At 34.3% G+C, this 12,040-nt stretch carries 12 protein-coding genes and 1 pseudogene; 6 read left to right on the top strand and 7 right to left on the bottom strand.

What is annotated here, in order from left to right:
- The first annotated feature begins 106 nt into the window (after window positions 1-106).
- The 3 genes from hmpA to C1638_RS22770 are packed head-to-tail and all read left to right on the top strand — an operon-like array spanning window position 107 to window position 2,003.
- Window positions 107-1,309: an NO-inducible flavohemoprotein gene (hmpA, locus tag C1638_RS19085; RefSeq protein WP_109623548.1), complete on the top strand. Its 1,203-nt coding sequence runs from the start codon at window positions 107-109 to the stop codon at window positions 1,307-1,309.
- A gap of 6 nt (window positions 1,310-1,315) precedes the next feature.
- The gene (locus C1638_RS19090; protein WP_109623549.1) at window positions 1,316-1,765 is read left to right on the top strand and encodes an RrF2 family transcriptional regulator; all 450 of its coding nucleotides are present in this window, start codon (window positions 1,316-1,318) and stop codon (window positions 1,763-1,765) included.
- Window positions 1,746-2,003 carry a DUF2798 domain-containing protein gene (locus C1638_RS22770; protein ID WP_109623550.1) on the top strand — a complete coding sequence of 86 codons (258 nt, stop codon included), beginning with the start codon at window positions 1,746-1,748 and terminating at the stop codon, window positions 2,001-2,003. Before C1638_RS19090 ends, C1638_RS22770 begins: the two co-directional genes overlap by 20 nt.
- Window positions 2,004-2,316: 313 nt before the next feature.
- On the opposite strand, the pseudogene lptB reads toward C1638_RS22770, so the two are convergent.
- From lptB to hemB, 3 genes and pseudogenes are all read right to left on the bottom strand, one after another.
- Window positions 2,317-3,042, bottom strand: a pseudogene (gene lptB, locus C1638_RS19100) (LPS export ABC transporter ATP-binding protein); the annotation flags it as partial.
- A 145-nt stretch (window positions 3,043-3,187) separates the two neighbouring features.
- Window positions 3,188-4,705 (bottom strand): hypothetical protein, encoded by a 1,518-nt coding sequence (locus C1638_RS19105; RefSeq protein ID WP_109623552.1) that lies wholly within the window; start codon window positions 4,703-4,705, stop codon window positions 3,188-3,190.
- Window positions 4,706-4,925: 220 nt separating this feature from the next.
- The gene (gene hemB, locus C1638_RS19110) at window positions 4,926-5,915 is read right to left on the bottom strand and encodes a porphobilinogen synthase (RefSeq protein ID WP_076352554.1); all 990 of its coding nucleotides are present in this window, start codon (window positions 5,913-5,915) and stop codon (window positions 4,926-4,928) included.
- A gap of 118 nt (window positions 5,916-6,033) precedes the next feature.
- On the opposite strand from hemB, the gene C1638_RS19115 reads away from it, so the two are divergent.
- The 3 genes from C1638_RS19115 to C1638_RS19125 all read left to right on the top strand — a co-directional run bounded on the left by C1638_RS19115 (window position 6,034) and on the right by C1638_RS19125 (window position 8,716).
- Window positions 6,034-6,384 carry a T9SS type A sorting domain-containing protein gene (locus tag C1638_RS19115; RefSeq protein ID WP_076352555.1) on the top strand — a complete coding sequence of 117 codons (351 nt, stop codon included), beginning with the start codon at window positions 6,034-6,036 and terminating at the stop codon, window positions 6,382-6,384.
- Window positions 6,385-6,489: 105 nt separating this feature from the next.
- Window positions 6,490-7,401, top strand: coding sequence for an ABC transporter ATP-binding protein (locus C1638_RS19120; protein ID WP_109623553.1), 912 nt, complete (start codon window positions 6,490-6,492; stop codon window positions 7,399-7,401).
- A 4-nt stretch (window positions 7,402-7,405) separates the two neighbouring features.
- Window positions 7,406-8,716 (top strand): ABC transporter permease, encoded by a 1,311-nt coding sequence (locus C1638_RS19125; RefSeq protein ID WP_109623554.1) that lies wholly within the window; start codon window positions 7,406-7,408, stop codon window positions 8,714-8,716.
- A 101-nt stretch (window positions 8,717-8,817) separates the two neighbouring features.
- On the opposite strand, the gene C1638_RS19130 is transcribed toward C1638_RS19125, so the two are convergent.
- The 4 genes from C1638_RS19130 to efp all read right to left on the bottom strand — a co-directional run bounded on the left by C1638_RS19130 (window position 8,818) and on the right by efp (window position 12,008).
- Window positions 8,818-9,489: a porin family protein gene (locus tag C1638_RS19130; protein ID WP_109623555.1), complete on the bottom strand. Its 672-nt coding sequence runs from the start codon at window positions 9,487-9,489 to the stop codon at window positions 8,818-8,820.
- A gap of 19 nt (window positions 9,490-9,508) precedes the next feature.
- Window positions 9,509-10,381, bottom strand: coding sequence for a succinate--CoA ligase subunit alpha (gene sucD / locus C1638_RS19135; protein WP_109623556.1), 873 nt, complete (start codon window positions 10,379-10,381; stop codon window positions 9,509-9,511).
- Between the two features lie 90 nt (window positions 10,382-10,471).
- Window positions 10,472-11,374, bottom strand: a complete 903-nt coding sequence (locus C1638_RS19140; protein ID WP_109623557.1) for a UDP-3-O-(3-hydroxymyristoyl)glucosamine N-acyltransferase — start codon at window positions 11,372-11,374, stop codon at window positions 10,472-10,474.
- A 70-nt stretch (window positions 11,375-11,444) separates the two neighbouring features.
- On the bottom strand, window positions 11,445-12,008 hold the full coding sequence (gene efp / locus C1638_RS19145; protein WP_109623558.1) for an elongation factor P: 564 nt from the start codon (window positions 12,006-12,008) through the stop codon (window positions 11,445-11,447).
- Window positions 12,009-12,040: the final 32 nt, after the last annotated feature.

Genomic DNA, 12,040 nt, shown 5'->3' on the forward strand with positions numbered 1-12,040 from the left:
TCTGCTTTATTTATTTGGGAATAAACGTTTTTTTAATTGTTGTATTTAAAATACAACAATTAATATTTTTTTGTACATTTGTACCATCACATAAAAAAAAGACCTGATGAATAACGAACAAAAAGCACTTGTAAAAGCAACAGTACCCGTTTTAAAAACAAATGGAACAGATTTAACAAAACATTTTTACACAAGAATGTTTACACACAACCCTGAACTGAAAAATATTTTCAATATGAGTAATCAGGCAAGTGGAAAGCAACAGAATGCATTAGCCGGAGCCGTATTAGCCTATGCTGAACAAATTGAAAATCCTGAAGTTTTAATTAATGTTTTAAGATCTATCGGAAATAAGCATGTAAGTCTAAATATCAGTCCGCAACAATATGATATCGTTGGGCTTCATTTGATTTCTTCAATAAAAGAGGTTCTGGGAGAAGCAGCAAACGATGAACTTATAGAAGCATGGACACAAGCCTATAATGAATTGGCTCAAATTATGATTTCTATTGAAGACGAAATTTATCAATCTACTTTGCAAAAAGATGGAGGATGGAAAGGATGGAGAGCATTTGTAATTACAGATATTGTAGAAGAGAGCAGTGAAATTAAATCATTCTATCTAAGTCCTAAGGATAATAAAGCCATTGCAGACTATCTTCCGGGGCAATATATTTCAGTGAAAACATTTATTCCCGCATTAGGGCATGAGCAACCAAGACAATACAGCTTATCGTCAGCTTTCAATTCTGAATATTACAGAATATCTGTGAAGAGAGAAAAAAATATTCAACATTTGCCAGATGGGGTTGTTTCTAATGTATTGCATCAAAAAAAGATAGGTGATGAAATATGGGTCAGCGCTCCGGCCGGTGTTTTCTATGCCAATCCAGTCTCTGAAGATCCGTTAGTATTAATAAGCGGTGGCGTAGGTGTAACTCCCTTGCTGAGTATGCTGGAAACTAAAAAGAATACGTTGCAGAATAACACGGTAGTCTGGCTTCACAGCTGTAGAGATGAAAATGTACATGCATTTAAAGATCATGTAGATCGTTTAAACACTAATAATCAATGGCTTACTACTCATGTTTTTTATGAAACTATTGAAAATGATTCCCATTTTGCCAAAAAAGGAAGAATAGACCTACATGAAATTAAAGAGGAAATTCTTATTGATAAGGCAAAGTATTATATTTGTGGACCCGAAGCATTTATAAAAGCTCAATATAATTCTTTACTTCAGCTAGGCATTCCCAAAGAAGATATCCTCTATGAAGAATTTGGGCCTCAATTGCTTCATCTAAATTAACATTCAATGAAACTGAACCACTTTACCGACTATAGTTTACGAGTATTAATCTATCTAAATCAAAATGATAAGACTTCCTCATGTTCTTTGGATGAATTGTCCGGAAAACTGGATATACTCCGTAATCACCTTATTAAAGTGGTTCAGTTTCTAGCTCAAAAAGACTTAGTCATAACAAAAAGAGGAAAAAATGGTGGAATTACCATTTCTGAAAAAGCTAATAAGACAGGATTAGGCAGTCTCATTCATTTATTGGAACAAGATGACAGCCCTATTATCAATTGCTTTGCAAAATCTTGTGTGTTTGTCTCCTATGATTGTAAATTAAAATCATTTTTAGACACTGCTTATCAAGCTTTTATCGACAGTATGAACCAGCATTATTTATCTGACCTCGCTTTTAATCATTGGGAAATTATATTTGCCAATCAGAAAAATGCAACAAACAATACTTAAAAGTCTGTTTATTACGGCAATCATTACTTTTACGTTAAGCTCATTACACAATAGTGCAAGGATTTATGATGCACATTTTATGTATAACTGGCTAGAATCATGGTGTATTGCACTGACGATAACTTTAACATTCAATATTCTTATTTTTCCTAATTGCAAATTCATTAGAAAAAACAGAATAAGTACATTAAAGAATTTTTGCTACAAAATTTCTCTTATCCTTCGTACATATAAGTAGTAAGGAAATGCAGTTCAGGTCTGCTTACCTCTTTAGATTCCGCTTCTGCCTGCTCCAGTGAATAATTACTATTGATTTCTTTTTTCTGAAACACAAATGAATTGTTGACATTCTTATCTACTACATCATTAAAAATATGTTCAATCTCAGAATTAGCTAATGAGGCAAAACTGATATCTTCAAAGCCATACATCAATCTCAAGTCATCGTACTGCTTGAAATTTTCATCCACAAATCCTTGCAATTGAGATTTTGAATCGAAATTACCTGCCCAGATATTGTAGGCATATTTTTTCTTTTTCGGTTTATCAAGGATGCTTTGATACACGAAGTTTTCACCAAGATAAGCCTCTCTTACCTGCGGGTCATTGGCAAGATCTTCAGGAAGCCCTTCTTTCAGGATCTTCCCTTCAAACATGATGTAGGTTTTGTTGGTAATAGCTAAAGTCTGCTGTACATTGTGGTCAGTAATTAGAATTCCGATATTTTTGTCTACTAAACTTCTTACAATTTTCTGAATATCTTCTACTGCAATCGGGTCCACCCCTGCAAAAGGTTCATCTAGCAGGATAAAGTTTGGGCTTGTAGCAAGACAACGGGCAATCTCCGTTCTACGTCTTTCTCCCCCAGAAAGTAGATCTCCTCTGTTTTTACGAACATGTTGTAAAGAAAATTCTTCAATAAGCTCATCACACTTGATTTGCTGTTCACGTTTTGAAAGCTTCGTCAACTGTAAAACTCCCATAATATTTTCTTCAACGGATAATTTTCTGAATACGGAAGCTTCCTGTGCCAGATAACCGATTCCTTTTTGGGCTCTTCGATACATGGCATCAGTCGTAATTTCCTGTTTATCCAGAAAAATTTTCCCTGAAGTAGGCTTAACCAACCCTACGATCATATAAAACGATGTGGTTTTACCTGCTCCATTCGGACCTAGTAAACCAACAATTTCTCCCTGTTGAACCTGTACAGAAACGCCTTTTACAACTTTTTTAGGACCGTATTCTTTGATTAAGTTTTCTCCTCGTAAAATCATAGGGCAAATATATCAAAAATGCAAACAAGTTTGTATGCAGCGTACGTTCTTTATGTCTAGTTTATGATAATCAATAAAATTTTTTATACTTTTTAAGAACAGAAGATGATTAAAACTTGTAAAACAGAATCTGTTTTGCTGCTATTTACTCATCTCCATAAATTGTAAAATATTCTGTTTTCTTTACAATTTTTTTCTTTTTCATTACCTCTACCGTAAATGTACTTTTATAAAAGCCGTCTTTGAAAAGTGCAAATTTCTTTTCATCTACGGCAAATACGTTAGCATTAAGTCTTGATAAATCAGTTTTCCATTGTGGATATTCTACATCCATTTCCCAAGATGCCCTATCCGGATATTTCCCATGAATCACATCTAAAAGTGGTGATCCAGGTAAGAAAATGATGTTTGGATATTGTGAACTGAGGCTTTCGGCTTCCATAATGTACTCATATTCTTTTTCAGGAATCAATAATCCGGAAACAGCAGGAATATCCTTTGTGAATACGTAATGAGTAGAAAATATGCTGTCGGAAAAATAGGGGTACTTTAATCTGATCAATAAAAATGAACTTAAAGATAACATCCATAAAGCCCCAAAGAAGTGGGATTTATCTTCCAAAAATTTAATCAATAAAATAAACACCAAAAATGTAGGGCTATTAGCTCCCCAGGAAATAGTGGAAGTCCAACCTAAAAACAGTAAAAAGAATACATTTTTTTCAGATGGATTATATTTTAAAAATAGAACAATCAAAAGTAAAAACAAGGTATTAATCCCCATGAAAGCCCCATTATTCAATAAAGGATAAATGATTATGACTGGAAAAATAATCAGTAAAATATTTTCAATGACTTCCTTTTTAATCTTTACCAGATAAATGATAATCAGACAGCTAATCAATAGTGCAGATTGCCATTTGCTTTTAAATAAATAAGGAGCAATACTGCTATCATAAAAACTAGAAGCAATGGAAGGGTTAAAAACCAGATTCCAAAATAAGGTAAAGTTGTCAATAATATGATATTGAAAAACAGCGAATATCAACACAAGAAATAAGATCCCTGAAGCGATGATATCATTTCTGACAAGGCTATTTTTTTTCAATATATCTTTCAGTACAAAAAGAGACATGATACCTGTAAAAACGAAAAAGGACTGTTTGGTAAGTGCTGTGATTGCTAGAAATACCAACGTACTTAGCAACCATTTTTTCTTGTAAAAATAAAGAGAAACAGCTCCGAAAAATATTCCGTCAACAGTATGCCATGGCATAATTGGAAAGACGTTTACAAAACAAATCACAAAAAGGAAACTGATCTCGTATCTTATTTTATCAAAAAGTAACTTCTGAAAAATCAAGCATGTAACGAAGCATTGTATAATAAACGTAACTCTACATATCAAAATAAAATATGGAGAGGTAGCAGGAATCCATTTAAGCAGAAAATCCCAGAAAATTAAAGTAAAAAAGGGACGGATATAATCAAAATCTTTATACATCTCCTGCCCTTGCTGCAATCGTCCTACCATTGAGGGGATAAAGCCCAGATCAAACTGATCGACACTATAAATACATATAAAGAAAAGATAGATTGCCGAAAAAATACCCAATACATATTGAAAAGGTCTTCTTAGGCTTTTTTTAAAAGTGATATTCATTAACTTTTACATATTTTATTTGATTATTCGAGCACAATTTAATCTTTTTTTTTATAGTTGTGAATATATGAAACAGGTAGTTGTAGATTTTTAAAAATTCAATCTTGATATATAAAAACTCTTTTTGAAAAAGAAGAGATTGCCATAATGACAATCTCTTTCAGTTTATATAAAATTACAAATCAGAAAATTAATTCACAATCTATAATTTATCATTCAATTATTTATTTAAAATCATTGCAGCTTCCTTAGCAAAATAAGTAAAGATCATATCTGCCCCTGCTCTTTTGAAACAAGTAAGACTTTCAATGATGGTCTTATCATTATCCAGCCAACCATTCTGAGCAGCTGCTTTCACCATTGCATATTCACCACTTACGTTATAAACAGCAATAGGAAGATCAATAGCTTCACGCACTTTGGAAACGATATCCAGATAAGGAAGTCCTGGTTTGATCATGATGACATCAGCACCTTCTTCAATATCTTTATACACTTCGTTCAATGCTTCTCGGGAATTGTGAAAATCCATTTGGTACGTTTTCTTATCCTTTGGAATTTCCATATCATCCGTTGGAGCACTATCTAAAGCACTTCTGAAAGGTCCGTAGAATGAACTTGCATATTTGGCAGCATAGCTTACGATACCCACGTCTGCAAATCCACTTTCCTCTAATGCCTCACGGATCACCAATACTCTACCATCCATCATATCACTTGGCGCTACAAGGTCTGCTCCTGCTTCTGCATGAGAGACCGACATTCTTGCCAGTGCATCATTGGTAGCATCATTTACAATCTTTCCGTTTTCAATAATTCCGTCATGTCCGTATATTGAATAAGGATCCAGGGCTACATCCGGCATCACAATCATTCCTGGTACAGCATCTTTAATCGCCTTGATCGTGTTCTGCATTAATCCATCTTTGTTCCACGCCTCTTTTCCTGTATTGTCTTTTAAGTGTTCTGACACTTTCATGTACAAATTGACAGCTTTTACGCCTAAAGAAAATAATTCCTTACATTCCTTCACTGTTAAATCTATACTTCGCCTAAAAATTCCCGGCATCGACGGGATTGCCTCCTGCTTGTTTTCGCCCTCCATTACGAAGATCGGCATTACAAAATCATCAGTTGTAAGCACATTTTCTCTTACCAAACTTCTGATAGATTCATTAACTCTAAGTCTTCTATTTCTTGAATGTATCATTTTGGAATACTTTTTGAATAAGTTTCTACAAATTTACTATAAGTTCTATAAAAAACTATTGTACGAGATTATAGAATTTGTTATATTTGTTATATATATTCGAGAAATTATAAATTTGATGAAAAAACTTTTACTTTTAATTCTATTCGCAGGCACTTTTGTTGGATTTTCCAACAATTTACAAGCTCAGCTTAGAGAGCCCAATTCCACTACTCAAAAGGCGGATGACGGTGTATTGCTTGCCTATCCAAATCCTGCAAAGGATTTCCTTATCATTAAGGCAAAAGATTCTTCTTTAAGAATCAAAAGTGTGACTTTTTATTCTATTTTGGGTATGCAGGTCGCTAATTATACTGTAAACATGAATTCCGGTGAAATTAATATTGAAAAATTAAAACCCGGAAAATATATGATTCGTTATATTTTAAGTGACAACACACAGAAAGTTACTCAAATCGTAAAACAATAAATTAAAATCCTGATAATCATCAGGATTTTTTCTTTTACATTAATCTCTTTTAATATTTCCGTAACTTTAGGAACTTTTTTATACTAATTGTAAAAAGACAATTTAATGCTAAAAGCTGAACATATTAAAAAGACCTATAATGCCGGAAAAAAGGTCGCACTGGATGATTTTAGCATCCATGTACCAAAAGGCAGTATTTATGGCCTTTTAGGACCTAACGGAGCGGGGAAAACATCTTTCATCCGTATCATCAACCAAATTACTCAAGCCGACTCAGGAGACATCTTTATCAATGGAGAAAAACTGAATCCTACTCATATCAAAAATATCGGTTATATGCCTGAAGAAAGAGGGTTATATAAGAATATGAGCGTGGGTGATCAGATTCTTTATTTTGGAGAATTGAAAGGAATGAGTAAGAATGATGCCCTAAATGAAGCAAAAAAATGGTTTGATAAGCTAAACATTGATCAATGGTGGAAGAAAAAACTTTCTGAACTATCTAAAGGGATGGCACAAAAAATTCAGTTTGTGGTAACCGTATTGCACAGACCTCATCTTTTAATCCTTGATGAGCCTTTCTCAGGGTTTGATCCTGTAAATGCCAACCTAATTAAGGATCAGATCATTGATCTTAAAAACAATGGAACTACAATCATTCTTTCTACCCACAGAATGGAAAGTGTGGAAGAAATGTGTGATTATGTGGCATTAATCAACAATTCTCAAAAAATCATTGACGGAAGAGTCTTTGATGTTAGAGAAAAATTCAAGAAAAACATTTTCGGAATTACTCTTTCCGAGGTTAATAACGAACAGCTGGATAGTTTTAAAAATAAATACGAGATTTTCAATTTCTCCAACGAAAATAATCTGGTGTCCTTTGATCTGAAAAACGAAGCTGATCAGAATCATATTCTTCTTGACCTTGTACACGTTGGGAAGGTGAGATCATTCGATGAAAGAATTCCTAGTATGAATGAGGTGTTTATTAATGCCGTAAGTAACCATTCTTAATTTTATGAATAATATTTTTTTAATTACAAAGAGGGAGTTTCTTACGCAGGTTAAGAAAAAATCCTTTATCATATTGACTTTATTGGCTCCTGTTATGATTATTGCCTTTGGAGCAGTAATCGGATTAATGTTTAAAGCCAATGAGTCTCACAGTGTTATTGAAGTTGTGGATAAAAGCGGATTGTTTACCAATCAGTTAAAATCCAATGATAAACTTAACTACGTGTTTGTTTCTGCGGCTGATGAAAAATCCAAGATCAATAATTTAAAAGGCAATGAGTCTCTGGATGGGATTTTAATTTTACCAGAATTAAAAAGCCAGAATTTTGATGAGCTTGAGACAGGCACAAGACTGGTTGTCAACAGCAAAATGGGATTTGATACGAAGCAGAAAATTGTTTCTGACATTACCAATGTTGTGAAGAAAGAAAAAATTAAGCAACTTGGGATTCAGGAAGTACAGCTGAATGACCTCGATAAAGGTTTTAGCTTGAAAACCATTAATGTGGCTGATAATAACAAGGAGGATTCTGATCTTACTTTTGGAGTAAAATCCGGACTTAGCATGGTTTTGATGTATGTAACTTTTATGTTCATTATTATTTATGGAGTAAGAGTTATGCGAAGTGTTCTGGAGGAAAAAAACAATCGTGTTGTAGAGATCATCATCTCTTCAGTAAAACCTTTTGAACTGATGATGGGGAAAATCTTAGGGGTAACATTGGTTGCATTGACACAATTCTTGATCTGGATTACCATGTCTGTAATTGGTGCATTGGTCTTGAATACGGGCTTTTCTCCGCTTCAGCAAAGCATCCCTGGTGGGAGCGAGCAGGTAACGAGTAAGCTTGATATGCCACAACTCGCTACTCAGATTTCCCATAGTTTACTGGAAATGAATTTCCCTTTGATTATTTTTGTATTCATTGTTTTCTTTCTTTTAGGATATATTTTCTACAGTTCTATTTATGCAGCCATTGGTTCTGCAGTGGATAATGAAACAGAGACCCAACAGTTTACTTTATTTGCAATTTTACCGTTAACTTTGGGAATGTACGGAAGTTTTTCATTGATGAACAATCCTGACGGTCCATTAGGCTTTTGGTTATCCATCATACCATTTACATCACCAGTTGCCATGATTGCCAGAATACCATTTGGAGTTCCTGCATGGCAAATTGCATTATCTATTGTATTGCTATTGGTTACTACAGTTTTTATGATATTCCTAGCAGGAAAAATCTATCGTGTAGGTATATTAATGTATGGTAATAAAGCTACTTTGAAAGAACTTTGGAAGTGGATTAAAGGATAAGAATAAGAGTAAAAAACTAAGTTTAAATATCCAGACTTATATAAAAATAAAACTCCCGGAAATTTTAATTTCCGGGAGTTTTTATATTCTGAATAAATGATTTATTTGAATATGTAGCTTAAGGTAAGTGCAACAACCTGCTCTGATTTTTTCTTATTAGTTCCCTTAATTTCTTTTACAAGACCAGGGTAAGTATCAGAAAGACCTAAGTCATATTTTACAGCTACTTCGAGTTGTCTCTTATAGCTATATCCTATTCCCAGCCCTATTCCCCAGTTAAAGCTTTTCGCTTTTCCGTTTACTCCTGCTGGTTGTGCAGGATCAGTAACATCCGGATCATAGTAAGGTCTGTTCGCAGGAACATTCTTAACATCCTGGCTTACCAAAAAGTTAAATCTTGGCCCTAATAGACCAAAAAACTCAGATTCAGATTCTGAAAAGTATCCTTTAAAATAAAGCGGTACACTCAGATAGTTGTTTGCATAAACTGCATCATAGCCATCCCTTCCTTTTGCATCCTTATCTTTCCCGGTTTCTCCTGCACCATAGTACAGAACTTCCGGTTGTATAAAGAATTGATTTGCCTTTCCTACAGGAATTAAAGCCAAAGCTCCACCTTGGAAAGTGTATCTAGGGCCTGAGGGATTATGGGCATTAGATACTCTGGAATAGTTTAAACCTCCTGTAAGACCAAATCTTGTATTCTTCCATTGCACCTGGGCAAAAGAAAAAGCGGAAATAGCCAAAGCTGAGGTTAATAAAATTTTCTTCATATGATTTGGTTTTTTTATATTATCCTAGGATCTTAGCTACAGTAGCACCGATATCAGCAGGAGAATCAACAACGTTGATACCATTCTCTCTCATGATTTCCATTTTTGCCTGAGCTGTATCTTCTGCACCACCTACGATAGCACCAGCGTGTCCCATTGTTCTTCCTTTTGGAGCTGTTTGTCCAGCGATAAATCCAACAACTGGCTTAGTAGATCCGCTAGCCTTGTACCATCTAGCAGCTTCAGCTTCTAGTCCACCACCAATTTCTCCAATCATTACAACAGCTTCAGTTTCAGGATCGTTGATAAATAATTCTAAAGCTTCTTTTGTAGTAGTTCCAATGATTGGGTCACCACCGATACCGATTGCAGTAGAAATACCGTAACCTGCTCTTACTACCTGATCAGCAGCTTCGTAAGTAAGTGTACCTGATTTTGAAACGATACCTACTTTTCCTTTTTTGAAAACGAAACCTGGCATAATACCAATTTTAGCTTCTTCAGAAGTAATGATTCCAGGGCAGTTTGGTCCAATTAATCTGCACTCTCTGTCAGCAATGTAAGATTTTACTTTTACCATATCAGCTACAGGAATACCTTCAGTAATACATACAATTACTTTGATCCCTGCTTCAGCAGCTTCCATGATAGCGTCTGCTGCAAATGCTGGTGGTACGAAAATAATACTTACGTTTGCTCCTGCTTTTTCAACAGCGTCAGCTACTGTATTAAATACCGGCTTTCCTAAGTGCTCGCTACCTCCTTTTCCTGGAGTAACACCACCTACTACATTAGTTCCGTATTCAATCATCTGACTAGCATGGAAAGTACCTTCATTCCCTGTAAATCCTTGTACAATTACTTTAGAATCTTTGTTTACTAAAATTGACATTTTATTGTTGTTTTAATTTATTTATTATTTTATTAATGCTCACAAATTTACTCAAATTTCTTTGAATTTGGATAAAACCTTTGGAATTGTTTATTTGAGATTTCTCAGTTTTACTTCTTTTTTCAGATATGTTTTGAAATCTTCTGCAAACATCCCAATATAGGTTCCTTTTTCAAGATCTCTGTTCACTCCGGTTTTCCCTAAAATTACAGATCCGCTCTCAATTTTATTGCCTGAAGCCATACCCACTTGTCCCCATAATGTTACCTCATCTCCAATCACACAACATCCTGCAATTCCAACCTGAGAAGCTATTAGACATTTTTTTCCAATAATTGTATCGTGTCCGATTTGAATTTGATTATCCAAAACAGAACCCTCCCCAATAATAGTAGAGTCTGTAACTCCTCTATCAATGGTACATCCATTACCGATTTCTACATTGTTCTCAATAACCACATTTCCTACTGAGATTAAACGGTCAAAATTCCCATTTAATTTTCTGTAATAAAAAGCATCACCACCCAAAACTGTATTAGATTGAATAATGACATTATCCCCAATAACTGATCTGTCGCCGATGACAACATTTGGAAAAATTAAAGTATTTTTTCCAATTTTCACATTGTTTCCGATAACAGCAGATGAGTGAATTTTTGTACCCTCACCAATTTCTACATCATGAAGTTCTTCTGTGAAGTTATAAATTCTTGTAAAATGAGTATTGATCTTATTAAAATCCCTGAACGGATCATCAGAAACTAAAAGTGCTTTTCCTTCCGGGCACTCTACTTCTTTATCAATTAAGATAATGGTGGCAGCAGAATTTAATGCCTTGTCATAATATTTGGGATGATTGACAAATACAATCTCTCCCGGCTTCACCATATGGATTTCGTTGGAACCTAGTACCTCAAAATCTTCTGGACCAACAAATTTGGAGCCTATTAAATCTGCAATTGTTTTAAGCTTTTGTGGAGAATGAAATCTCATAACAATAGATTTTCTTATAAAACAAAATTCGGAGTGCTAGTGCAAACCGAATTTATGTAAATTTTATTTATTATTTTACTCTTTCTAAGTAGCTACCGTCTTCAGTGCTTACTTTAATTCTGTCTCCTGGTTCAATGAACAAAGGAACCATTACTCTTGCACCTGTTTCAACGATTGCGTTTTTCAGCGCGTTTGTAGCAGTGTTTCCTTTTACTCCCGGATCAGCCTCAATAACATCTAAGTATACAGATTGAGGAAGTTCAGCAGAAAGTGGAGTTTCATCAGCCTCTTTCAAAATGATTGTCACTTCTTCACCTGCTTTCATCAAGTTTGAGTTTTCAATCATTTCTTTATTTAAATATAACTGAGAAAAATCATCGTTATTCATGAAGTGGAAACCGTTCTCATCATCGTAAAGATACTGGAACTTTCTTGTGATTACTTTTACTTCATCAATTTTGTGACCAGCAGAGAATGTATTATCTAATACCTTTCCATTTGTCACAGATTTTAGTTTTGTTCTTACGAATGCAGGACCTTTTCCTGGTTTTACGTGAAGAAACTCAATTACTTTAAAAATATCATTGCTATATTCGATGCAAAGACCTTTTCTGATATCGTTACTTGTTGCCATTAATATATAATTATTCTTTTGTTTAGTTTTTA

The organism is Chryseobacterium oncorhynchi (assembly GCF_002899895.1).
GTDB lineage: Bacteria > Bacteroidota > Bacteroidia > Flavobacteriales > Weeksellaceae > Chryseobacterium > Chryseobacterium oncorhynchi.